Origin of the sequence: Devosia sp. Leaf64, assembly GCF_001421945.1 — a bacterium.
Lineage (GTDB): Bacteria > Pseudomonadota > Alphaproteobacteria > Rhizobiales > Devosiaceae > Devosia.
This window is the reverse complement of sequence record NZ_LMLO01000024.1, coordinates 409326-434669: the sequence shown is the minus strand read 5'-3', so window position 1 is coordinate 434669 and position 25344 is coordinate 409326. Positions and strand designations below refer to the sequence as shown.

The 25344-nt window shown below is 61.1% G+C and carries 18 protein-coding genes; 5 read left to right on the top strand and 13 right to left on the bottom strand.

All coding sequences use genetic code 11. The features are described from left to right. Positions 1–59: 59 nt before the first annotated feature. The 3 genes from ASE94_RS19770 to ASE94_RS19760 all read right to left on the bottom strand — a co-directional run bounded on the left by ASE94_RS19770 (position 60) and on the right by ASE94_RS19760 (position 2527). Entirely contained in the window at positions 60–428 is a 369-nt protein-coding gene (locus ASE94_RS19770) for a response regulator (protein ID WP_061910935.1), read from the bottom strand. Beyond that, positions 421–1866, bottom strand: a complete 1446-nt coding sequence (locus ASE94_RS19765; protein ID WP_062631742.1) for a PAS domain-containing protein — start codon at positions 1864–1866, stop codon at positions 421–423. Before ASE94_RS19765 ends, ASE94_RS19770 begins: the two co-directional genes overlap by 8 nt. Positions 1867–1960: 94 nt before the next feature. Then, entirely contained in the window at positions 1961–2527 is a 567-nt protein-coding gene (locus ASE94_RS19760; protein ID WP_062631741.1) for a hypothetical protein, read from the bottom strand. 51 nt (positions 2528–2578) lie between these two features. On the opposite strand from ASE94_RS19760, the gene ASE94_RS21295 reads away from it, so the two are divergent. Continuing rightward, positions 2579–2839 (top strand): hypothetical protein, encoded by a 261-nt coding sequence (locus ASE94_RS21295; protein WP_062631740.1) that lies wholly within the window; start codon positions 2579–2581, stop codon positions 2837–2839. A gap of 100 nt (positions 2840–2939) precedes the next feature. On the opposite strand, the gene ASE94_RS19750 is transcribed toward ASE94_RS21295, so the two are convergent. The 4 genes from ASE94_RS19750 to ASE94_RS19735 all read right to left on the bottom strand — a co-directional run bounded on the left by ASE94_RS19750 (position 2940) and on the right by ASE94_RS19735 (position 8196). Further along, positions 2940–4154 carry a YeeE/YedE family protein gene (locus tag ASE94_RS19750; RefSeq protein WP_062631739.1) on the bottom strand — a complete coding sequence of 405 codons (1215 nt, stop codon included), beginning with the start codon at positions 4152–4154 and terminating at the stop codon, positions 2940–2942. A 94-nt stretch (positions 4155–4248) separates the two neighbouring features. After that, positions 4249–5154: a sulfurtransferase gene (locus ASE94_RS19745; RefSeq protein ID WP_244484227.1), complete on the bottom strand. Its 906-nt coding sequence runs from the start codon at positions 5152–5154 to the stop codon at positions 4249–4251. A 179-nt stretch (positions 5155–5333) separates the two neighbouring features. Continuing rightward, positions 5334–6989, bottom strand: coding sequence for an energy-dependent translational throttle protein EttA (gene ettA / locus ASE94_RS19740; protein WP_062631738.1), 1656 nt, complete (start codon positions 6987–6989; stop codon positions 5334–5336). A 118-nt stretch (positions 6990–7107) separates the two neighbouring features. Then, a complete protein-coding gene (locus ASE94_RS19735; RefSeq protein ID WP_062631737.1) occupies positions 7108–8196 on the bottom strand; it encodes a methyl-accepting chemotaxis protein in 1089 nt (362 codons plus the stop codon). Between the two features lie 262 nt (positions 8197–8458). On the opposite strand from ASE94_RS19735, the gene ASE94_RS19730 reads away from it, so the two are divergent. Continuing rightward, a complete protein-coding gene (locus tag ASE94_RS19730) occupies positions 8459–9808 on the top strand; it encodes a pitrilysin family protein (protein ID WP_062631736.1) in 1350 nt (449 codons plus the stop codon). Next, positions 9805–11151, top strand: coding sequence for a pitrilysin family protein (locus ASE94_RS19725; RefSeq protein WP_062631735.1), 1347 nt, complete (start codon positions 9805–9807; stop codon positions 11149–11151). Before ASE94_RS19730 ends, ASE94_RS19725 begins: the two co-directional genes overlap by 4 nt. A 113-nt stretch (positions 11152–11264) precedes the next feature. On the opposite strand, the gene ASE94_RS19720 is transcribed toward ASE94_RS19725, so the two are convergent. From ASE94_RS19720 to ASE94_RS19695, 6 genes are all read right to left on the bottom strand, one after another. After that, entirely contained in the window at positions 11265–13436 is a 2172-nt protein-coding gene (locus ASE94_RS19720) for an FdhF/YdeP family oxidoreductase (protein WP_062631734.1), read from the bottom strand. A gap of 67 nt (positions 13437–13503) precedes the next feature. Then, positions 13504–14439 (bottom strand): polyphosphate kinase 2, encoded by a 936-nt coding sequence (gene ppk2 / locus ASE94_RS19715; protein WP_061910915.1) that lies wholly within the window; start codon positions 14437–14439, stop codon positions 13504–13506. A 132-nt stretch (positions 14440–14571) separates the two neighbouring features. Then, positions 14572–15357, bottom strand: a complete 786-nt coding sequence (locus tag ASE94_RS21290) for a hypothetical protein (RefSeq protein ID WP_156352233.1) — start codon at positions 15355–15357, stop codon at positions 14572–14574. A gap of 342 nt (positions 15358–15699) precedes the next feature. Then, on the bottom strand, positions 15700–16623 hold the full coding sequence (locus ASE94_RS19705) for a response regulator (protein WP_062631732.1): 924 nt from the start codon (positions 16621–16623) through the stop codon (positions 15700–15702). Next, positions 16610–19984 carry an ATP-binding protein gene (locus ASE94_RS19700; protein ID WP_062631731.1) on the bottom strand — a complete coding sequence of 1125 codons (3375 nt, stop codon included), beginning with the start codon at positions 19982–19984 and terminating at the stop codon, positions 16610–16612. Before ASE94_RS19700 ends, ASE94_RS19705 begins: the two co-directional genes overlap by 14 nt. A gap of 112 nt (positions 19985–20096) precedes the next feature. Beyond that, positions 20097–22025, bottom strand: coding sequence for a phosphatase PAP2 family protein (locus ASE94_RS19695; RefSeq protein WP_062631730.1), 1929 nt, complete (start codon positions 22023–22025; stop codon positions 20097–20099). Positions 22026–22251: 226 nt separating this feature from the next. Between ASE94_RS19695 and urtA the strand changes: the two genes are divergently transcribed. Together urtA and urtB are read left to right on the top strand one after the other, a co-directional pair. After that, entirely contained in the window at positions 22252–23559 is a 1308-nt protein-coding gene (gene urtA, locus ASE94_RS19690) for an urea ABC transporter substrate-binding protein (protein ID WP_062631729.1), read from the top strand. Between the two features lie 178 nt (positions 23560–23737). Then, the gene (gene urtB / locus ASE94_RS19685; protein ID WP_062631728.1) at positions 23738–25342 is read left to right on the top strand and encodes an urea ABC transporter permease subunit UrtB; all 1605 of its coding nucleotides are present in this window, start codon (positions 23738–23740) and stop codon (positions 25340–25342) included. The last annotated feature ends 2 nt before the right edge of the window (positions 25343–25344 follow it).

Genomic DNA, 25344 nt, shown 5'->3' with positions numbered 1-25344 from the left:
TGGCAGCAGAACCAATGGGTTTTCTTGGATTTTGCGTCGAACGGTAAAAGCGAAGGCGACTATTGCTTGTCGAGCAGCGGTCCGAGTGCGCGTTCGACATCCTGCGGCGAATAGGGTTTGACGATAACGGCATGGCCCTGCCACTCGTCGGGAAGCCCATCGCGGCCATAGCCGGTGGCGAACAGCAGTGGCACGCCCCGCTCCGCGAGGATCTGCGCCGCTGGAAACACCGTGGTCCCGCCGATATTGACGTCGAGAATGGCCGCGTCGACTTCGCCGACCGTCTTTGCCAATTCGACAGCCTTGTCGAGCCGCATGGCCTGCCCGGCTACTTCGCAGCCGAGATCGGTGAGTATGTCCTCGAGGTTGAAGAGGACCAGCGTCTCGTCTTCGACGACGAATATCCGGCTTCCAGCAAATTTAGCCAAGGGCCAACTCCTGAGCGATGTAGGCGGCCGGCGGAATGACGAGGCGCGCGAAGATACCCGTGGGCTCATAGCGGACATCGAGTTGCCCGCCAAGTTCACCGGTTACGACTGTGTCGAGAAGTCGCGATCCGAAGCCACGACGTGACGGGGCGGATACGGCGGGGCCGCCGTTTTCGGACCACTCCAGAACCAAATTCTTTTCAGGATCTTCCCGCCACGACACCGCCACGACCCCATCGGGCACGGAAAGCGCACCGTGCTTTGCCGCATTGGTCGCCAGCTCATGCAACAGCAGGGCCAGCGCGATGGTGCATTTGGAATTGACCACCAGCTCCGGCCCGGCATAGTGCACCTGGGCGCCTTCATAGGCGCTCAGTTCCTGACAGACGAGCCGGCCGATCTCGGTATCGTGCCAGCTTCGGTCGCTGAGCATGCTGTGCGCTTTTGACAATGCCTGGATGCGCGCCTGAAACGCTTCCCGCGCTTTGATCGTATCGGCGGTGCTGCGCAGCGTCTGCGCGGCGATCGACTGCACGGTTGCGAGCGTATTGTTCACCCTATGATTGAGCTCATCGATCAAGAGACGCTGGCGCCGTGCCGCACGCACGGATTCCGTACGGTCCGTGCCCTGCACGAACACACCGGTGATCTCGCCCGAGGGATCGCGAATAGGGTGATAGGAAAAATCGAGGAACGTCTCCTCTGGCGCTTTGCCCTCGTCGCGCACCAGCATGAGCCGCGCGCCTTCTGCCTGATGCACATAGCCTTCGACGAAGACCCGATCGAGCAATTCGATAAAGCCCTGATCGCGCACCTCAGGCATCGCCTCGCCGACAGAACAGCCCAAAAGGCGTCGTCCACCGACTAGGCGTTGGTAGGAATCCGATGCAAAGGTGAAAACGTGGGTGGGCCCGGACAGAATCGCGAAGAACGCAGGCGCTTGCTGAAACAGCCGGCGGAAATCGGCATTGGCCGCTTCGACTTCGCGCGTGCGCTCGATCAACCGCGTCTCGGCGGAGAGCGAGGTAAACGGCACCGTCGCGGCGGCGCGAATGCGCGCGAATTCTGTGACATCGACCGTGTTCTGCATCACGTATTTCACGGAACCATCGGCATCGAGCACCGGGACATGCACTGCCGTCCAATAGCGGTTCTCGACTTCCCCGCCAGAGCTCCGCGAAATGGGATAGGCCAGATAAGCGAGCGTATCGGGCTGGCCCGTGGCCATGACCTTATCGATCGATGCCCTTAAGCGATCGCCGCTCTCTCCTGGATTTGGAAAAAGTTCGAAAACCTTTTGCCCAGCGATTTCGTCGAAGCTGCGACCGGTTGTTTCGAGATAGGCACGGTTTGCCGCGATGTAGCGAAGTTCTTTATCGACGACCATGAACGGGCTGGGGAGCACGTCGAATATGCGTGCGTAGTCAACCTCGCCCATGTGTACCCCATCCCCAGAAAAGCCACGCACAAACCACGTAGCCATTCGACGAAACGCCGAATCCGCGCTGCGGTTCCGCCTAGCGCAAGATTAATTAGACGCTGAAAGAGGACGTGACTTCAAGACTGCGATCGTTATGCACATCGGCATTAGGATGCGCCGCAAGGACTCTATCGCGCTCATTCAGCAGCCCCTCAATCTCCGTCTTGTAAGCGACGAGCACGGCGGTCAGCCAGCGATTGACGAGGTAGGACGGGCTGGGCATGGCCATATCAAAGCGGTCGAGTAATCCGACGATGGTAACAGCATCCGCCCAATCGTCACCGACGACCCACTGGTTCACCGTGAAGAGCCGCAACATCTTGCCGTTCTGATCGACGCCGACGGCGATGAGATGATGGATTGGCCCTTGCGCACCCTTGGGGCGGATGAAGCAATGAAAGTGGCCGTGCTCGCTTGAGCCCTCTTCCGCAGGGTGACAATGATAATACCACTGCGACCCGCTGACGGGATCGAACACATCGCCTGGCGGATAATGATCCCAGGCGGAGATGTCCGATACGCCGCGAAAAAGATCACTGAGAACGGTGAGACCGCCCTTGGCGAGAGTGCTCTCGCAATAGGCGATCTCCGCCAAAGCGCGATCCCTCTCGCTGTCCATCAGTTTGCGTCCACGACGAGCTCGGGCGCCTCTTCACCCTCAGGCTTCACCTTGGGTGGCGGCGGCGGCGCAACTTTTGCCGGTTCGCTCGTCTCGGCAACCGGTCTTTGCGCTGGAGGCGGTGGCGGCGGCGCCTTCTGCGGTGTTGCCTGCGGCACGGCTGGCGGCGGCGGAGGCGCAGCCTTCATCGGCGCCCCCGCAGCGCATGGAGCAGCGGACGCCCCGGCTGCACAAGGCGCGACGGCACCCGCGGCGCACGGCGCCGCGCCGGCTGCACAAGGGGCAGCCGAGCCGCTGCTCGCAGCGACCTGAGCGGATGGTCGCGCCGGCACAGGATTGGTCACATGATCATAGGCCACGGCAGCGGTAGTGACTGCGAGAGCCGCGCCGAAAAGCAGAGTGTTGCGCGTGCTCATTTCTTGGCAAATCCATCAAGACCAAAAACCGGCCGCATCCACACACCCGCGAACGAGCCGACAAAGGCCGCAGCGAACCACAGCCAGCCATGAAGGCTGCCCGTCGCGATACCGGAGAAAAGCGCCCCGATATTGCAGCCGAAGGAGAGGCGCGCGCCGTAACCCATCAACAAGCCGCCGATGATTGCGGCGAGCAAGGACCCGAGCGGCAGCTTGGCCTTTGGTGCGAATTTGCCGGCAACCGCCGCCGCCAAGGCCGCGCCCAGAACAAGGCCGAAATCCATCACCGAAACGCTATCGGCCAAAACACTCGAATTGAGCGCCTGCACCTGTGCGGGCCAAGTCCAAAACTCCCAGGTGCCGACCGGAATACCGACGGCCGAAGCGATCTTGGCGCCCCAGAGCCCAAAGCCATAGGTGATCGACCAGGGGTGCCCGGCCAAGAGCAGCGTCGCGATATTGAGAAGCGCCAGCACCAGCCCTGCCCCCACCAGCGGCCATGGGCCATAAAGAACCCAGTTCCAACCCTGCCGCGCTGGCGCCGGTTCGGCTTCGATCGAGCCGTGGACGCGTTTTTCGATCAGCGCCGTAATCAGGGCGACAAGCGCCAGTCCGGCAATCGTCACGGCGAGAGCAAAGCCTACGCCGAGTTCCGCGCCAAGGCTGATCGCGGGCAGCGCCGGCTGCTGCAACCAAAACGGCAAATGCGCCGTGCCCATCAGTGCACCGATGATAAAAAAGATCAGCGTCACCAGCATGCGCGCCGAGCCGCCGCCGACAGTAAAGAGCGTGCCCGAGCCGCACCCGCCGCCAAGCTGCATGCCAAGGCCAAAAATACCGGCGCCCAAAAGTACCGAGACACCAACGGGCGCCATCGCGCCGACCATGGATTGGCCGCCGATATTGCCTGCTGCGACAAGCGGGATCATGGCGAGCGCTGCAACGCCGATCGTCAGCATCTGCGCACGCATGCCGCGCCCGCGCTTCTCGACAACCATCCGCTTCCAGCCGCCGGTAAAGCCGAACGAGCCATGGTAAAGCGCGACGCCCAGCCCGCCGCCGATCAGGAACAGCGCGCCCTGACGCAGATCCACCTGCCAGGTGATGAAGGCAAAGCCGACAAGCAGCATGGCTCCGGCGATGAACAGAGGAGATCGATCCACCGCTGCTGGCGGCAGAAACTTGGGCAGGGATGCGGAAATATCGCTCATGATTCTCGATTATTTCGGGTCGTCTAAAAGGTTTGGATGCTGCAGCCTTGCGGTGCAACATCCAAATCCCGATCAGTGATGAAGTGTCGCGATCTTACTGGATCGGACGGGCCGGATCGGCAGCCCATTCGGCCATCGAGCCATCATACATGGCTGTGTTCTTGTTACTGCCGACTTCATGGAGCGCAAACCATGCGATCGACGCCCAGTGGCCGGTATTGCAGAAGACGATATTCTTCTCGTCCTTGCCAAGGCCTATCGCCTGTTCGAGCGCAGCAACCGTTTCAGGCTGCGCAAAGCTCGCAAATTCAGCGCTGTAGAGCTTGGAATGCGGCAGGTTGATCGCGCCGGGGATCGTGCCTTCGATCCGCACGACGGGGCTCTTCGACTGGCCCAGATACTGCGCTTCCGGACGTCCATCGATCAGCTTGGTACCTGCAGCCAGCGCCGCTTCCACATCAGGCGTCGTGGCGCGCAGTTCCGGACGCACATTGACCGGGAATTCGGCCTTGGCCGGCACAGCCGCTTCGGCAACGCGCTCGCCGCCCGCCGCATCATACTGGCGCCAACCGCCATCAAGGATTGAAACCGCGTCGTGGCCAAGATATTTGAAAGTCCAATAGACGCGCGTCGCACCGCCGAACTCAGACGAATCCGTGCCCCAGGGCAGGATGATGACATGGTCGTCGCCATCGATGCCGAGATCGCCGATCAGTTTGCCGATCAGTTCGGGCGGCGGGATCTGCGCGGGCACGCCCTGCACTTCGGTACGCCAGCCATAGCTCGCATAAGGCGCCACCGCCGCACCCGCCACATAAGGCAGATCGCCGAGATCGGTGCCTTCGATTTCGTCACGGATGTCGATGATTTTCACATTCTCATCGCCCGCATGCTCAAGCAACCACTGAGCCGTCACCAGCGGGGTAACATCCTGAGCCTGAGCGAAAACGGGAGCAGCAACGACAAAAGCAGCAGCAGCGGCGAATGATGCGAAACGCACGGCAATCCTCCAAGACATGAATTGGCAGGATACTAGACAGGCCGGGTCGAGAAAGCGACGGAGGACGGCCCAAATGTCTCGGCGGTAAGACAAAATTGGCCTAATCGCGCAGCCGACGATAAAAGATTATCCTCAGGCGCCAAAGAAAAAGGCGCGGTTCTCACCGCGCCTCTTGGTCATTACCGCGTCAGCGGCTTGTATGTTGCCCGCTTCGGGTTCACCGCATCGGCGCCGAGGCGACGGACCTTGTCGGCTTCGTAATCCTGGAAATTGCCTTCGAACCATTCGACATGGCTGTTGCCTTCAAAGGCCAGCATGTGGGTCGCGAGGCGATCGAGGAACATGCGATCGTGGCTGATGATCACGGCGCAGCCGGCGAATTCCTCGAGCGCCTCTTCGAGCGCGGCAAGGGTTTCGGTGTCGAGATCGTTGGTCGGCTCGTCAAGGAGCAGCACGTTTGACCCCGATTTCAGCATCTTGGCGAGGTGCACGCGATTGCGCTGGCCACCTGAAAGATTGCCGACCTTCTGCTGCTGGTCGCCACCTTTGAAATTGAAGGTGGACGTGTAAGCGCGCGAGTTCATTTCGCGCTTGCCGAGCATCAGCACTTCATCGCCGCCCGAGATTTCTTCCCAAACGGTCTTGTTGGCGCTCAGCGTATCGCGGCTCTGGTCGACATAGCCGAGGTGCACGTTTTCAGCGACCGTGACTGAACCGCTATCGGGCTGTTCCTGGCCGGTCAGCATCTTGAACAGCGTCGTCTTGCCCGCGCCATTGGGCCCGATGATGCCGACAATGCCGCCGGGCGGCAGCTTGAAGCTGAGGTTTTCGATCAGCACGCGATCGCCGAATGACTTCGAGATGTTCTCGACGTCGATGACGTTGTGGCCGAGACGCTCGCCGGGCGGAATGATGATCTGCGCCGTATGCGACTGGGTGCGGGCGTCGTTGATCTTGACCAGTTCGTCATAGGCCTTGAGGCGGGCCTTGGACTTGGACTGGCGCGCCTGCGGGCTCTGGCCCATCCATTCGCGCTCGCGTTCGAGCACCTTGGCGCGCGCTGCGTCCTCGCTCTTTTCCTGCGCAAAGCGCTTGGCCTTGGCGTCGAGATAGGCTGAGTAATTGCCTTCATAGGGCACGCCGCGACCGCGATCGAGCTCGAGAATCCAGCCCGTGACATTGTCGAGGAAGTAGCGGTCGTGGGTGATGATCAGCACGGCGCCTTCGAATTCACGCAGGTGGCGTTCGAGCCATGCGGTGGTTTCGGCGTCGAGATGGTTGGTCGGTTCGTCGAGGAGCAGCAGGTCTGGCTTCGACAGCAGCAGCGCGCAAAGCGCCACACGACGCTTCTCGCCACCCGAAAGATTGGTGACTTCCGCATCGCCCGGAGGGCAACCGAGAGCTTCCATTGCCACTTCGACCTGCGATTCCAGGTCCCACAGGTTCTGCGCGTCGATCTGGTCCTGGAGCTTGGAGGCTTCGTCGGCCGTTTCGTCCGAGTACTCCATCATCAACTCGTTATACCGGTCGACGATCGCCTTCTTTTCCTTGACGCCGATCATGACGTTGCCGAGCACATTCAGCGTGGGATCGAGCTGCGGCTCCTGCGGCAGATAGCCGACCTTGGCGCCATCGGCCGCCCAGGCTTCGCCAGAAAATTCGGTGTCGATGCCGGCCATGATCTTGAGCAGCGTCGATTTACCCGAGCCGTTCGGCCCGAGAATGCCGATCTTGGCATCGGGGTAGAAGGAGAGGTGGATGTTATCGAGCACCTTCTTGCCGCCCGCATAGGACTTCGACATTCCGTGCATGTGATAGATGAACTGGCGGGCCATAGGCGAAGAACCTCTTCGACGGTGTTTCGGGAGTTGGCGCCTATGTAGGGCAAGCAGCATTCGGGAGCAACGGGCACGAACCTGTCATTCCGCGCGATGATGCTCTGTATGGCTGCTTTCAGCCCCGGTCCATCCCGAGCTGGCGCCTCAGCGCGTCTTCGGATTCAGTGCGCTGCACGATGACGCCCCACCAGCCGAGGCCATTATATTCCTGATAGCCAAGCGTCTGGGCGAAGGCGACAATATCGCCATTGGTCGAGAGATAACTGCCGCGCTTGGCGCCTTTGTTTTGGAGGGAAAATGTGCTGAAGCGGTTTTGCGGCCGCGTGGTCGCGATGACGCGGCCCTTGGCATCGAGCAGCATCACCTCGGTGCGTTCGGCGACCTGGGGCGGCAAGGCGGCTTCGGTCTCGACGATAGAGCGGCCCTGCGCCTGCCAATCGAAATAGACACCGAGCGCACCCACCGCAGATCCGTCATTGCGGCCATTGCTGCGCACGGCGGTCGAATAGACCAGCACTTCGCGCCGATCGTGGTGCGGGCTTTCCATCACCTCGCCCACGGCATATTCGTCGCCCGCCCGCGTTTTCATTGCCTCGCGGAACCAGGTTTCGCGCGAGAAATCCGCGCCAACGATATTGCGCGAAAAGGCGGCATTGGCGCTGGCGATCACCCTGCCCCGCGCATCGGTCAGCACCAGATCGGAATAGACAGAATAGAAGCGGTTTATCGCCGCGAGCCGATGACCGGCAAAATCGCGCGCCGCAGCATCGTCACCCGACAGCGCCTGCCAGAACGCTCTGTCCGTCGCCCACCAGCGCACGTCCGCCGTGCGCTCATAGAGATTGCGGACGATGAGCTGGACGAGGGTCTGCGCCAGATCAGTCAGCCGTGCGCCTTCCATTTCCTCAACAAGCGTACCTGACATGGTCCGGCCCATACTGAGCCTTCCAGCCAGCACATCTTGAAACCGCGCCGCGATATCGGCGGCGCTATCGGCGAGGCGCTGTACTTCATTGGCAACGACGGCGAACCCCTTTCCCGCATCGCCTGCCCGCGCTGCCTCGATAATGGCGTTGACCGCCAGGAGTTTGGTTTGTTTGACGATCTGCTGATTACCGACCGAATAAGTATGCAGCTCGCGGCTGATGCCATCCATCACGATGCGCATGGCGCGTGGAGAAGCGGGGACTTCCGGCTTGGACATGGAATTCTCGGAACAGCGCGATGGACTGCAATTGAGTCTAACAACTCATGGTAAGCATTGCGTAAATATTTGTTCTATCCCAAATATTTAGCACGTCCAAGCCTGCCCGTTATTTGATCATCACGCCCAATATCTGCGCTCGTACACGTTCACGGCGATCACACGTGATCGTTTCTTAAGCAACGGGATTGCCGGTTGCGCTTGTGCCCGATCTGGATAACCTCGCCGCCGCCAAATCCACCGACGGAGAACGCGCCGAACCATGCACCGCCCGATGATTGCCCTTGTGGCCGCCCTATTCACGGCCCTGCCCGTGGCAGCAGAGGAAACTCCGCCGCCTACGGTGAGCCACTTCATGCTCGAAAATGGACTTGAACTCGTGGTGATTCCCGATCGGCGCGCGCCGGTCGTGACCCATATGCTATGGTATCGCACTGGCGCAGCCGACGATCCGGCTGGTCAGTCGGGAGTCGCGCATTTCCTTGAACACCTGATGTTCAAGGGCACGGCGAAATATCCGGCCGGAACGCTCGAAAGCAAGGTCAACGAACTCGGCGGGGAAACCAACGCCTTCACCAATGCCGATGTGACGGTCTATTTCCAGACCGTCCCGCCCGATGCGCTCGTCGAGATGATGGATATCGAGGCCGACCGCATGCGCAACCTCGTGCTGGCGCCCGAAGTGATTGATTCCGAACGTGCCGTGGTCCTCGACGAACGGCGCCAGCGCGTCGATTCCCAGCCCCGGACCATCCTTTCCGAAGCGGTCAACGCCACGCTTTACCAGAACCATCCCTATCGCATCCCGGTCATCGGCTGGGAACACGAGATCGAAACGCTGAGCCGCGAAGACGCGCTGGCCTTTTACGATCGCTTCTACGCGCCCAACAATGCGCTCGTGATCGTCGCTGGCGATGTCGAAGCCGAAGCCGTTAAGGCAATGGCCGAGACCACCTATGGCAAGGTCGAACGCGGCCCGGACCTGCCACCACGCCACCGCCCCGAGGAGCCACCTGCCACCACCAGCCGCACCGTCACCCTCGAAGACGCCCGCGTCTCGCTGCCGAGCTTTGCGCGCTCCTGGCTCGTCCCGAGCTATCGCCAGGCCGAAAACGGCGAGGCCGAGGCCCTCGACGTGCTCTCCGCCATTCTGAGCGATGGACCGCAGAGCCGGCTTTATCAAGCGCTTGTCGTCAAGACCGGCATGGCCGCTCAGGTCGGCGCCGCCTATGGGGGCAGCGCCCTCGACGATGGCACCTTCACGCTCTATGGCGTGCCGCGCCCTGGCAATACACTCGACGATCTAGAAAAGGCCGTTGCTGCCGAGGTGGACGATCTCATCGCTAACGGAATTTCCGAGGCCGAACTCGAACGCGTCAAAACCCGCTTCATCCGCAGCACGATTTTCGCTCAGGACGACCAGTCTGCCATGGCCCAGACCTATGGCACGTGGCTGACGACCGATCGCTCGGTTGAAGACGTCGCGCAATGGCCCGATCGCATCCGCGCGATAACGGCCGAAGAGGTCAAAGCCGTTGCCGTCAAATATCTGCGCCCTGCCGTTGCGGTGACGGGCTACCTATTGCCTCCTGCCGCGGAGACCAAGCCATGATCGCGATTTTCAAGAACACCCGTCGCGCCCTGCCCGCATTGGTGGCGCCGCTTCTCGCGCTAGCCCTGGCCGTGCCGGCCCAAGCCGAAGTGGCCTTCAAGTCCATCACCTCCCCCGGCGGCATCGAAGCCTGGATGGTTGAAGACTATACGGTCCCCATCGTCACCATCGGCTTTGCCTTCGAGGGGGGTGCTGCGCAGGACCCGACCGATAAGGTGGGCCTTGCAACGCTGATGTCCTCGCTGTTCGACGAGGGCGCCGGCAATCTCGACAGCGACGCCTTCCAGATCAAGCTCGACGAAGCCGGCCTCGAAATGGGCTTTTCGGCCAATTTCGACTATTTCGCCGGCTTTGCCCGCATGCTGGCCGATCAGAAGGATGACGCGACCGATCTACTGGCGCTGGCCGTCAACGAGCCGCGCTTCGATCAGACTGCGATCGATCGCATGCGCGACCAGATCCTGGCCGGTCTCGCCGCCCGCAAGCAAGACCCCGGCTATGCCGCGGGCCGACTGTGGAACGAAACGCTCTTCGGCAATCATCCATATGCGCGCCCGATAGAAGGCACCGAAGCAAGCCTGCCCACGATCACGGCTGACGACCTGCGCCAGTTCCACAAGGATATCTTCGCCCGCAAGACGCTCAAGGTCGGCATTGTCGGTGCGCTCGATGAAGAGGCCGCAGGCAAGATGATCGACGCGATCTTCAGCAAGCTTCCGGCTGAGCCAAAACTGGCGCAGGTTCCGCCCGCCCCCCTCAGCTTCGGCCAGGAGGTTGCGGTGGACTATCCCCTGCCGCAGACCTCGATCAACCTCGCCTATCCCGGCGTGGTCGAAACCGACCCGGACTACTTCCCGGCCTTCATCATGACCGAGATGCTGGCCGGCAGCAGCCTCCTCTCCGAACTCAATGTCGAAGTGCGCGAAAAACGCGGCCTCAGCTATGGCGTGTCCGGCGGCCTCGTAAACCTCTCCGAGGCACAGGCCCTCACGATCGGCACCTCGACCCGTCCCGACCAGGCCAACGAGGCCATCGAGGTAATGCGGACAACACTCGCCAAGATGGCGGCCGACGGTCCCGATCCGGCAGCGCTCGAACGCACCAAGCGCTATCTCGTCGGCGCCTATCCGATCAACCAGCTCCGCTCGTCCGTCGCTATCGCGACGACCATGGTCAGCCAGCAGATCGAAGGCCTGCCCCTCGACTATGTGGTGGAGCGCCAGCAATCGATCGAGGCCGTCACGGCTGAACAAGTCCAGGCCGTCGCCAAGCGCATTTTCGAAGCCGAGCCAAGCGTCCTGATCGTCGGCCCCGGCGCCAAAGAAGAGGACGCTGCGAAGTAGCCCAACCATCGGCTGTCACCCCGACGAAGGCCGAGGCCCATCCTGAGATCTCAAGATGGATCCCGGCTCAAGGCCGGGATGACACCCGGTGGCTTAGTGATGGTTAGATAACTCTACGCCGCCACAACACTCACCGGCACCGACTTGAACGCCGGCGTTTTGCTACGCGGATCGACCTCGGTGCCGATCAGCACATTGGCCTCCGGATAATAGGCCAGCACCGAGCCTGCCGGCAGATCAAAGCGCGTCGCGACGCCCTCCATCTCGCCCACTGAAGAGCGAACCCGCACCCTTTGCCCCTCGCTCAGTCCGCGTGCCTCCATGTCGCCCGCACTGAGAAACACGGCATAGCGTCCCGCCTTGCCGCGATAGCTGTCGGTTTCTTCGTAGATGATCGAATTGAACTGCCCCTCGCTACGCACCGAGGCGAGCATCAACTCCCCGGCCTGCCGCTGCGGGATCGGTGTCACCACGAAATGCGCGCGCCCGTCCGCCGTGCCGAACTCGGGCACATGCAGCACGCGATTGCGGATGTGGAATTCGCGCTTGGCGACATCGATGTCCGCCAGCTCTTCCATGCCCGGTACGATCGCAGCGATGGCGTCGCGCAGTTTGGCATGGCCCGAGAAGGCATAGAAATCGATCGGTGAACCGGGCAGCATGCGCTTGCCCAACTGCCCCAGGATCCAGCTTTCCGGCCGCACCGTGCCGATGCGCTCGATACCGCCATCGGAGAGTCGGACGAAATTGAACATCGATTCCTGCGTCGTCGGCTCCCATTCCTCGTCGCGCGCCGTTACCGGCAGGATCATCACTTCGCCCTCGCCCAACCCATGCACATGGCCCTGATTGAGCGTCGTCGTGAGAAAGAGCTTGAAGCCGATAGCGCCCATGGCGCGGGTCGAAAAGCGGGTATCGGGGGTCGCCGCCCAAAGATTGCCGCCCATGATCACGGCCGCATCGACCTCACCGGCCTCAGCCCGCTTGAGACAGGCCATGGTATCGAGGCCCTTTTCTTCCGGAAACCTGACGTTAAAAACCTCTTCCATGCGCTTGAGCACATCTTTGGCCAGCACAGGCTTGACCCCGATCGTGCCGATTCCCTGCACATTGGAATGCCCACGCAGCGGCAAAAGCCCGGCGAACCGCTTGCCGATCATGCCGCGGACAAGCGCCAGATTGGCGATAGCCTCCACATTGGCCGTGCCATGCACATGGTGGGTCATGCCCATGCCCCAGGCAAAGACAGCCGCCTTCGAGCGCCCATAGGACGCCGCGACGCGCTCGATGTCGCTTTGCGCAAGACCCGTGGCGGCAACCACCTCGTCCCAAGTCAGCGCCGAGATATCCTGCGCGAACGCCTCAAAATCCGCCCCGTGCCGAGCGATAAAATCCGCGTCCTCCGTCCCCTGCTCCAGCACCGCCTTCACCAGTCCCTTGAGGAGCGCAATGTCCGAGCCGATGCGCGGCTGCAGATAATCCGACGCGATCTCGCTGCCGCCTTTGAGCATGGAGAGCGGCGATTTCGGCACGGAAAACTTCACCAGCCCCGGCTCCTTGGCCGGATTGATGACGATCACCTGCCCGCCCCGCTCGCGGCAGTTCTTGAGCATGTGAATGAAGCGCGGATGGTTCGATGATGGATTGGCCCCGATGACAAAGATCAGGTCCGCGCCCGTAAGGTCCTCAAGCTCGACCGTCGCCGTACCCTTGCCGATCGTCGTCGCCAGTCCCTCGCTCGTCGCTTGATGGCAATAATAGGAGCAGTTGTTGACGTTGTTCGTCCCATAGGCCCGCGCCAGAAGCTGGAACAGAAACCCCGCCTCATTGGACGAGCGCCCCGACGAATAAAAGAACGTCCGCTGCGGATCGGTCTCGACCAGCCGATGCGCGGCATGATCAAGCGCCGTTTCCCAATCCAATGGCTCAAACCGATCCGATCCCGCCCGCCGAAATAGCGGCGTACCGAGCCGCCCCAGACGCTCCATTTCGCGGCCCGAGAGTTCGGCCAGTTCCGCAATCGTGTGCTGAAACACCGGCTCGGGAATGGCCGGCTGGATATCGGTCGATTGTGCCTGCACCGACTTGTTGCAGACCGAGGGAAACTCATCGAGTTCGTTGGTCATGCCGCCGTGCTGGCCGCCCATGCCATAGGCACAGGCCTTGCAGGTGTTCTTGGCCGTCAGCGCTTTGGCCGCCTTGCCCACCCCGATCTTGCTGATGGTAGAAAGCGTATAAAGGACCTTTTTCGGGCCACCGCCCACGATATCGCTGGTTTCGGCCAAAACCGGTCTCCGACTTGCTGCGCCAGCATTTTCGACTGTTCAGCCGGCGCAGGCAAGCCGTCGCGCTTTAGTAGATCGACTTCACATACATATCCTGCGGCACGGGTCCGCGGTGATAGTCAGGATGGCGGATGCGCTCGGGCAGCACGACTTCCTGCTTGGGCACTTCAGCATAAGGAATAGCTTCGAGAAGATGGGCGATGCAGTTGAGGCGCGCGCGCTTCTTGTCGTCGGCCTGCACCACCCACCAGGGCGAATCTTCCGTGTGGGTGCGCGCCAGCATGTCTTCCTTGGCCTTGGTATAATCCTCCCAATGGCGGCGCGATTCCATGTCCATGGGCGAAAGTTTCCACTGCTTCAGCGGATCTTGGATACGCATGCGGAAGCGGAATTCCTGCTCTTCATTGGTGATGGAGAACCAGAATTTTATCAGGATGATCCCCGAACGGATCAGCATCTTTTCGAATTCTGGCACGGTGCGGAAGAATTCTTCCAGCTCGTCCGGATTGCAGAACCCCATGACGCGCTCGACACCCGCGCGATTGTACCAGGAGCGATCGAACAGCACCATTTCGCCGGCCGCCGGCAGGTGCGGCACATAGCGCTGGAAATACCATTGGGTTTTTTCGCGGTCGGATGGCGCGGGAAGCGCGACGACGCGGCAAACGCGCGGATTGAGCCGCTGCGTGATGCGCTTGATCGCCCCGCCCTTGCCGGCAGAATCGCGGCCTTCGAAAATGACCGCAACCTTCAGTTTATTATGCACAATCCAGTCTTGCAGCCGCACGAGTTCGTGCTGCAGGCGAAACAGTTCGCGGAAATAGACATTGCGGTCGAGGGACTTACGGCCGGCGCGCTCGCCGTCTTCGGCTAAGGCTTCAAGCTGGTCGTCTTCGAACTGTAGTTCGAGTTCTTCGTCGAAACTGTCGGTGATCTCGGCGCGGATGCGGTTGAGTTCAGCCTCGAATTGCTCGAAACGCGCGTTTTGGTCGAAGTCGTTCACAGCGGGTCCCTCCGGGTGCGGCTCCATTGGCCACAACCGGATTGCAGTTTTGTGACAAGCGCCGCGCAGAGCCGTTATGCGGTCTTTCGCACCACTTGAGAAGGTGGGCCGCGCACGGCCCACCTCGTCGGATCAGTAAACGAACATCGTCAACTGGTTGCCGCGCTGCTGAACCGCAAACACACGATCGGTGTTGTAGGACGAGCGATCGAGAGACGCGCTGAGTAGGCTGTCCGAAGCAATGGCCGACCGCAGGTTCGACCCCTGCAGGGCGGCAGCAAGCCAGGCCTGCAGTTCCGGACAAAGGTCGACACGTCGGATCGTGACATTGCTGGCGCTCTGCCAGCTGCCGCCGATCTGCGTGTTGCGGATCAGGCGTTCGACCTCGCGCGGGTTGGTCCCGCTGCAGCTCGGCATGTTCCCGCCATTGGATGCAGACAAAGAGGGCGGGAACATCGTGCCCGGTCCACCAGGGTTACCGGGATTGCCAGGGTTACCTGGGTTACCGGGATTGCCCGGGTTGCCAGGATTCCCCGGGTTGCCAGGATTCCCCGGCGTTCCCGGATTGCCGATCGTCACGCCCACATTTGCGAGACTGCTACCGCCCACAGTGGCATTGGCTTTCACAGTATCGTTCAACAGGCCCGCATTGGCATCGACTAGACTATTGCCACCGACCCCGACAGTGGTCCGCGCGATATCGGAATGTTGGCCACCGACTTGAACATCGAGGACCTGATTTCCCCCGCCAACGCCAACATTGACGAGGCCGGTATCTGACGCGTCGCCGGAGCCAATCGTGATGAGAGCATTCTCACCACTGGCCCCGATGACACCAAGCAAGTTCTGGCCGTGTGCAGGTACTACTGCACTCGCAAGCAAGACCAGAGGAAGCAACGAAAATTTGGATGTTTTCATAACTCGTCTCCATCTTAGCGACCAATTGCCGCATAGAAGGGACGATTCAAATCTCCTTCTAGTTCCGCACTAACACTTACACAAAAATGAACTGGTTAACGATTTTAAGTATTGGAAATTTTAAAGTAAGACGCCGAACAAAAAAGGCGCGGAACCGAAGTTCCGCGCCCCATCGGGAGCTACAAGAAGGAGCGTCAGCCTCCTCGCCGCAACCGATTTTCATGCCGCGATAGCGATCGCGACGATTTCCCGTCCCGCGTTAATGGCGGTTCGTCTGCACAACGACAGATGTGTGGTTGGGTTCCCGCTAAACCGTTCACATGAATGGATCTGCGCGGATCGTTAGAGGTCGAGCGCCTGCATGGCTTGGATCGCTTTGATCGCCGCAGAGGCGCGATTTTCCACGCCGAGCTTGGCGTAGACCTGTTCAAGGTGCTTGTTCACGGTGCGTGGGCTAAGGCCCAAAATCTCGCCGATATCGCGGTTCGACTTCCCTCGCGCGATCCAGAGCAAAACCTCGCTCTCGCGCTGGGTTAGGCTGAAATGCTGGCGCAGATTGTCCTCTTGTCCGGCCACCTGGGCGCGCGACAGCCGGAACAGATATTCGGCCCCGCCGACGAGACCCAGAAACGAAAATTGCAGATTTGGCCCGCTCTCGATTTCGAGATCGAAACCACTGCCGGGCGCGCCGTCGCCGTGGTCGAGCAGCCAGCGCAAAAATCCCGGCGAGAGTCGATCGGCGCGGCCAAGATCGAGGCTCGAGCTTTCGAGCAGTTTTGTAGCCTGCGGCGTCGACCACAACACGGTTCCACTGGCATCAAAGGCGACAAGATGGCGCCCGGCCGCATCGAGCGCGATGCGCGCGCTTTGCGCCCGCCGTGCATTGGCAAGATGGACCCGGATCCGCGCCCGTAATTCATCGACATTGATCGGTTTGGCCAAGTAATCGACCCCACCGCTTTCGAGCGCGTGAACGATATGCTCGGTTTCCGTCAGACCAGTCATGAAGATAACGGGGACATGCGCCAGCGGCGCCATGGCCTTGAGCCTCTGGCAAGTCTCGAACCCGTCGAGCCCCGGCATGACTGCGTCCATCAAGACGACATCGGGCACCACACGCTGCACGATGTTAAGCGCCATCTCGCCGCTGCGCGCGACCAGCACCGTAACGCCCGAAGCCTCCAGCGCTTCGGTCAGAAAGCCAAGCGATTCCGGCGAGTCGTCGACGAGAAGGACAATATCCTGGTCTTTCTCAATGCGGCTCATGACCGACCCGCTCCAAGATATCGGCGTAGCCGTCGAAGTCGAAGGTTTCCATCCGCTTGAGCAGCGCCGCGACCAGCGGTGCATTGTCCGGCTCTTGCGCCAATTCCGCCAACTTCGCCTCTATCCCTCGCACATGCCCGATTTGCCCCAGATTGGCCAATTCGCGCAAGTGCTCGATCCCTGGAGAGCGCAGGGGCTTTTCCGCCTCCTGCACTGCCGATCCAGCCCCGTCATAGACCCAGTCGAGCGCCAGGTGCGCGTTGATCTTGTCGAGCAGTTGCGCAAGATCGAATGGCTTTGCGAGCGTATCACTGTGCCCGGCATCGGCGCTTGCCGGCCCCGCCCCGTCGCCAATATTGGCCGAAAGCATGACGATCGGCGCGGCAATGGCGCGGGCTCTGAGGGCCGAAACCAGCTCCCAACCGCTCATCCCCGGCATCCGAATATCGACGAAGAACATATCAGGCTCCGCCGCATCCAGCATATCAAGACATGCCGATCCGCTCTCCGCCATCAGCACCACAAAGCCAAGCGGCGACAGCATTTCGCGCACCAGCTCGCGATGATCATCATTGTCATCGACAACCACCACCGTCCGCGCTGCGCCCGTATAGCCCGTGATGCGTCGCGGGTCCGCCCGCCGCAAAGCCGGCCGCTCGACCTTGGACAGCATCAGTCGCGCCTGGAACCGGGTCCCCTCACCCACAGCACTCCTAACGGTGATCTCGCCGCCCAGTGTCTCGGTCAGCAGCTTGGTAATGGTCAGCCCCAGGCCAAGCCCCGGCGTAAACCGGTTATGCTCCGCCTCGCCCCGCACAAAGGGCTCGAAAATATGGTCGATATCGTCAGCGGAAATGCCGCTGCCGGTATCGCTCACCGTAAACGTCGCCACCTGCATGCGATAGCCGACGTCAAAGTTCACATGCCCTGACTGGGTGAACTTGATCGCATTCGACAAGAGATTGACCAAAATCTGCCGCAGCCGCTTTTCGTCGGTCCGCACATAAAGCGGCAGCGCCTTGGCGCGCGCATGCCGGAATTCGAGCCCCTTGGCGGCGGCTTGCAGACTGAACATGTCGACGATCTGATCGAGAAAATCCTGGATGTTGATCTCGTTGGAATAGACGTGCAGCCGCCCTGCCTCGATCTTGGAAATATCGAGGAGCCCATCGATCAGCCCAGACAGATGCTCGGCGCTGCGCTTGATGACCTGCACAGATCCGCGCCGGTTCTCCGGCACTTCGGGATCGCGCTCGAGGATCTGCGCATAGCCCATCACCGAATTGAGTGGCGTGCGAAGCTCGTGGCTCAGGCCCACGACATAGCGCGACTTTGCCTGATTGGCCGCCTCGGCCTTCTCCTTGGCCCGCTGGAGTTCTGCGTCTGTCTTTCCGTGCGCATCGATTTCCTTGAGCAGCAGCGTATTCTGCCGCGTGCTCTCTTCTTCGGCGACCAGCCGGCTATCATGCGCCAGCACCAGGAACCAGGTCATTATCCCCGCCGCCACCGCAAAGACGAAGAAGACGACCAAGAGCGTTCCGCCCACCACCTCTGCAGTCTCCGGCGCCGATTGGCTGGCGAAAGAATAAATAAGCGCCAGAATGCCGGCGAGGATCGCCGTGGCGATGCCCATGGAAATCCCATAGCGCCCGAGCCGCGTCTGCAGCTTGTCGATCGCCCATTGCGGCAACACGCTCGACGCCACCGCATGCGTCTGAGCCCGGAAATGCGCGTGCGGCTTGCACATGTCATGGCAGCGCGCATCGAGCGAACAGCACAGCGAGCAGATCGGCGCCGCATAGGCCGGGCACCAGGCCATGTCTTCGGGCTCGAATGGATGCTCGCAGATCGAGCAGGTCAGCGATGTTTTCGACTGCCAAGACTTTCGCGGTTTGCGCGCCAGATAATATTTCCCCTTGGTCGCCCAGGCGATGGCGGGCGAGGCAATGAAGCAGACGATAAGCGCGATATAAGGCGCCAGCGCCGCAGCCATTTCGCCAAAGGCACCAAAATGGGCCGCGAGCGCAATGCTCACCGAGAGCACCATCGACCCCACACCAACGGGATTGATGTCGTAGAGATGAGCCCGCTTGAACTCGATCCCCGGCGGCGCCAGCCCCAGTGGCTTGTTCACGAACAAATCTGCCGAAATCGAACAGAGCCAAGCCATAGCAATGATCGAGAAAATCCCCAGCGTCTCTTCAAGCAGCCGATAGATCCCGAGCTCCATCAGCAACAGCGCAATGGCCACATTGAACAAGAGCCACACCACCCGCCCGGGATGGCTATGTGTCAGCCGCGAGAAGAAATTCGACCACGCCAGCGACCCGGCATAAGCATTCATCACATTGATCTTGAGCTGGCTAACGACGACGAACACCGCCATCAGCATCAGCGCCACAAACTGATTGGGGATCATGTAGTCGAACGCCACGGCATACATGTAACCGGGTTCTGACGCGTGATCCGGCGACACGCCGGTCGACAGCGCCAGAAAGGCCAGAAACGATCCCGCGATCAGTTTCGGCGCGCCAACGACGACCCACCCTGCCCCAGCCAGAAAAATCCCGATCTTCTGCCGCCATTTCGGCGCCCCCTCGGCCGGCAGAAACCGCAGGAAGTCCACCTGCTCGCCGATCTGCGTCATCAGCGCCAGAATCACAGCCGATGCCGCGCCAAACTTGGCGATATCGAACGGCGAAATCGTCCCCGCCGCACCCTCCGGCTGACCCAGCCCGGCAAAGGCGCGCCAGAGATCGAACTTCTCCCAATCCATGAAGGCGATGAAGATGAAGGGCAGCACATTGAGCACGATCCAGATCGGCTGCGTCAGCACCTGAAAACTCGAGATCATCCTGATCCCATGCGTCACCAGTGGAATGACGATCAGCGCCGAGATGATATGCCCGATCCAGAGCGGAATGCCGAAAGCCAGTTGCAAGGCGCTCGACATGATCGAGGCTTCGATGGCGAAGAGGATGAAGGTGAAGCTCGCATAAATCAGCGACGTAACCGTCGAGCCGATATAGCCAAAACTCGCACCACGCGTCAGGAGATCGACGTCCACCCCATGCCGGGTCGCGTAACGCGAAATCGGCACGCCCACGAGAAGGATGGCGATCGACGCCACAAAAATCGCGATCAGCGCATTGGTTGTCCCATACGATAACGTAATGCTACCGCCTATGGCCTCCAAAGCTAGGAACGATATCGCCCCGATCGCCGTCTGCGAGATGCGATCATTCGAGAATCGCCGCGCCGATTTCGCGGTAAACCGCAGCGCATAATCTTCCAAAGTCTGGTTCGCGACCCAGCGATTATAGTCGCGCCGAATGGGAATGATGCGCTGGCGAGGAGGCATGCCTAAAGAAGTACCGAAGCCAATGATTGATTATCGCTTAGGCATTGTCTCGGCAAAAGCGCCCTTTGGCAAGCAGAGAAGAAGGGCCAGCGAACCGGCCCCTCTCCGGAGTTTACTGGGCAGCAGCCAGCGTGATGGCATCCGCGCTATAGGTCACTTCGACAGCCGCGCCATTGAGACGGACTTCGTCGAATGTGCCTTCGATAGCGCTTGCAGAAACCAGCGTAACGCCTTCTGCCGACTCGGGAAGCGTGATGTCGAGTGTCCCGCCGAGCAGCGTCAGGTTCCCTTCGACAGCCACCGCAGCTGCCTCGCCTGCAAGGCCACGGATCGCCAAACCGGCATCGTCGAGCACAGTCAGATCGCCACCGATGTCGACTCCCCTCGCACCAACTGCAAGCGTGCCGCCCGCGACATAGACGTCGCCCGCACCCAGCGCAGAACGACTTGCCGCGACGAGTTCGCCGCCTTCGACGACAACACCACCGGTAAAGCCGTTGTCACCCGTAAGGGTAAGCGCGCCGCTCCCTGCCTTGGTTAGCATGCCTGCACCGGCGATATCGTTGCGCCAGGTATCGCGGGCATTGAAGCCACCGAGGCTCGCATCCATGGTCACGGTGACATCGCCCTCGAAGGCACCATAGCCATCAGCCGCACGGATATAGTCGAGACGGCCAAAGCCCTCGGCATCATCCATCACCGGGAAACCGGCTGGCAGCAGCGTCGACTTGATCACCACGCGGCGCTGTTCGGCCGTGAGATACGGCTGGCGCGTTTCGAGGACAACCTCGGCACCGGCCGGCACGACATCCTTGGCCCCTGCGTCTGAAGCCACAGCCTCAAAGCCATAGGACTGGCGCGGCGCGACATAGGCGACGTTCAGCTCGGCGTCCGCAAACCGATCGTCGGTCAGCGGCCAAGCGTGAGCGGCCGTATAGAGCTCGGCCTCCGTTTCCGTGCCCGTCTGGCGGTAGAGCCAATCGAGAACTTGCACCCGAGCAGTGCTCTTCAGCTCGGCGTTGTCCGCAAGATTGAGATTATAGACGACAGTCGCCGTCCCCAGCATGCGGCCGCCGATCACGTCGAGTGGGGAATGCATGCCGGCGATGATACGGCTATCGCCCATCTCCACGGACCGCGTCAGTATCTCCTGAAAACGCTCCGGCACGAGATAGGCCATGGCCAGGCCGTCGCGCCAGGCTTCAGCCGTATGCCCACTCGGGAAACCGCCATCCGTCCCAGCCGAACCGCTCTTGGCCGGCTCGAGAGCGGGCACCACGAACACATCGCTGTCCCAACGCCACGGACGGCCATACTTGTAAAAGCGCTTTGCCGGTTCGGTCGAACCATCGGCGCTCATCGCATTGATGAAATCGACAGCGAGGCCAAGATCCTCATTGGCATCGGTCTCTGCTTCTTCGTCGCCGACGCTGCCGAGGCCACGATTATTGCCATGGTCATCATATTTGACGCTCGTCGCGTCCGGCTGCACCTGCGTGATCGTCGTGAACTGATGCGCGCCGTTCTTCCACGCGTCTGCAAGCGGGCCGAGCCCATCGAGCATGCTGATATTCTTACCGCGGCGGTCATCGAGATAGGCGCCGATTGCCTGCTGGGCGCTGCGCGACGCCGTCACCTGCACGACATAATCCATGTTGTGATCATGCACAGCCTGATCGAGGATTTTGCCATCGGTCGCGGAGCCTGGAATGCCGTCCCAATCACTTTTGACGATCGCGGGGCAATCGCCATTTGCCTCGGCCTCAACACCCGCATCGACCAGCAACGTCGACGGTTCCCAAACCTTCAGAAAGCCCGACAGCAGCCGCACGCCGGCATTGGTATCGACCGTTGCCATGCAGGCGTCGCTGCGCTGGTTGGTAGCGCCGGATTCGATATAGGCGGGGACGTTCTCAGCGGTCGGCGCTGTGCCTTCAAAGCCGAGACCTGTCGGCCGCGCTGGCGCATCCTGGGCCACGGCGCCCGTGGCCAGCAGCAGCCCCAGCGCGCTGGAGCATGTCAGGGTTTTGAGAGAAATCATGAATGGCCTCACTGAGTTAGGTTTCGCGGCCCGCCCATAAAGGTCTCATATGACAGCCATGCTACATCGTTTAATCAAAGTGGTTTTCCACCGCCCCGCGGTGCCCGTGCCGGCAGTTACGTCAATCGACGTATAGGGCGCGAAGCCGAAATCGTCTCAGTTGACCCCATCGAGGCGCCTCCCTTGGCTGTCTCCTGGGGCTCAACGAAATTAGAGGGACGAACACATGAATTTCTCGCGCGCCAAAAGCGCCTTGCTCGCTGCGGCACTTGCCGGCAGCCTCACCCTGCCAATGGTGCCTGCCCAGGCGCAGGACGACACCATCAAGGTCGGTATTCTTCACTCGCTCTCGGGCACGATGGCGATTTCCGAAACCACCCTTAAGGACACCATGCTGTTCCTCATCGAACAGCAAAATGCCAAGGGCGGCGTTCTCGGCAAGCAGCTTGAGCCGGTCGTGGTCGATATCGCTTCGGATTGGCCGCTGGCCGCCGAACTCGCTCGCCAGCTGATCGAAGTCGACGATGTCGACGTGGTTTTTGGCTGCTGGACCTCGGTCTGCCGTAAATCGGTGCTGCCGGTCTTTGAAGAACTGAACTCGCTGCTCTTCTACCCCGTCCAGTACGAAGGCGAAGAATCCCAGCGCAACGTGTTCTACACCGGCGCCTCCCCGAACCAGCAGGCTATCCCGGCCGTCGACTATCTGATGAGCGAAGATGGCGGCTCGGTGAAGCGCTGGGTCCTCGCCGGCACCGACTATGTCTATCCGCAGACGACCAACAAGATCCTTGAGCAGTACCTGCTCGACAAGGGCGTCGCCAAAGAAGACATCATGATCAACTACACGCCCTTCGGTCATTCCGATTGGCAGACCATCGTCTCCGACATCAAGGCCTTTGGTTCGGAAGGCAAGAAGACCGCCGTGGTTTCGACCATCAACGGCGACGCCAACGTGCCGTTCTATCGCGAACTGGGCAATCAGGGCATCAAGGCCGAAGATATCCCGGTCGTCGCCTTCTCGGTCGGCGAAGAAGAACTCTCCGGCTTCGATACCACCCCGCTCGTGGGTCACCTTGCTGCCTGGAACTACTTCATGTCGGTCGATACGCCCGAAAATGAAAAGTTCATCGCCGATTGGCACAAGTTCATCGGCTCGGACACCCGCGTCACCAACGACCCGATGGAAGCCCACATGATCGGCTTCAACCTCTGGGTTGCTGCCGTCGAAAAGGCCAAGTCGACCGACGCCGACGCCGTGATCGAGAACATCGTCGGCCTCGAAACGCCGAACCTGACCGGTGGCATGGCCAAGATGCTCCCGAACCACCACATCACCAAGCCCGTGCTGATTGGTGAAATCCAGGACGACGGCCAGTTCTTCGTGGTCTGGCAGACCGACGACCTCGTCGCCGGTGACGCCTGGTCCGACTACCTGCCGGAATCCAAGATGCTGGAAGCCGATTGGACCGCCCCCATCAACTGCGGCAACTACAACACCGAAACCAAAACCTGCGGCGGCACGCCAGCGCAGTAAAGGGGTCACACCCTCCCATCCTCCCCCATCAAAGGGGGAGGTGTAGGGCTGGTGACGTGGGCATGATCTAGCCCCAATCACAAATCTGCACCTCCCCCTAGATGGGGGAGGCTGGGAGGGGGTGGCGGCATACACCACCCCCTCAACTTCCTAAACCGCGACAAGGACTTCCCAAGCGATGCTGACTCAACTTCTCCGCCTGGCGCTACTCACCCTGTCGCTTCTCATTTCCACTTTGGCACAGGCCCAGACCACCGATATTCCCGCCCGCATCGCTGCCATGGGCGAAGCCAATTTGCGCGAACTTACCCAGATCGTGACTGACCTCGCAGCAACCGGCGACCCCGCCGTTGTCCCCGTCCTCACCGCTCTCGGCGACGGCAACCTTTATCTCGACGAAACCTCCGGCCGCGTCGTCATCCAGACCGGCTCCGCCATCACCGATCCTCTCACTGGCGAAGCGGTGGACCTCGGCGCCGATGCCGACCTCTCGCGCATTCGCGTCAACAACGGCCTCAGGCGCGATATTTCCGCGGCTCTCGGTGGCATGACGCTGATGAGCGACAATCCGCGCACCCGTCTCTCCGCGGCGCAGGGGTTCCTCGCCAATCCCGATCCGGCCGCGCTGCCGCTTCTCGATGAGGCCATTGCCGCCGAGACCGATGCCAATGTGCTCGGCGTCATGCAGACCGCGCGCGCCATCACCGTCCTATCGAGCGAAGACGCGTCAATCGAAGAAAAACAGGCCGCCGTGCCGCAGATCGTCTCCGGCGCCGGCCGCGGCGCCATCACCATCCTCACCAGCGCCCTCGCCAATGCGCCGGAGGCGGTGAAGCCCACCATCCAATCCGCCATCGCCGGCCTCGAACAGAGCCGCGCCGTTTGGGGCGCGCTGCAAAACGTCTGGTTCGGCGTCTCGCTCGGCTCGGTCCTACTTCTCGCCGCCATTGGTTTGGCCATCACTTTCGGCGTCATGGGCGTCATCAACATGGCCCATGGCGAAATGGTCATGCTTGGCGCCTACACCACCTTCCTGACCCAACTTGTCATCCGCCAGTCCTTCCCGGGCCTGCTCGATTATTCCCTCCTCATCGCCCTGCCCGTCGCCTTCCTCGTCACCGGCGCCATCGGCGTCGGCATCGAGCGCGGCATCATCCGCTGGCTGTACGGCCGCCCGCTCGAAACCCTTCTCGCTACCTGGGGCCTGTCGCTGATCCTGCAGCAGACCGTTCGCTCGATCTTCGGTCCCACAAATCAGATGGTCATCGCCCCGACCTGGATGTCCGGCTCGACCGATTTCTTCGGCCTCGCCATAACCTACAACCGCTTCTGGATCGTGATCTTCGCCCTCATCGTCTTCTTCATGCTGCTGCTGATCCTCAACCGCACGCCGCTTGGCCTGCAGATGCGTGCCGTCACCCAAAACCGCCGCATGGCCTCGGCAATGGGCATCCGGACACCCTTCGTCGACGCCATGACCTTTGGCCTCGGCTCGGGCATTGCCGGCCTCGCCGGCGTCGCCCTCACCCAGATCGACAATATCTCCCCCAACCTCGGCCAGAACTACATCATCGACAGCTTCATGGTCGTGGTCTTCGGCGGCGTGGGCAATCTCTGGGGCACCTTTGTCGGCGCGCTGACCCTTGGCGTCGCCAACAAGTTCCTCGAGCCCTATGCCGGCGCTGTTCTGGGCAAGATCCTGATCCTGGTGCTGATCATCCTCTTCATCCAGCGGCGTCCAAGAGGGCTCTTTGCGCTCAAGGGAAGGGCGATCGAACAGTGATC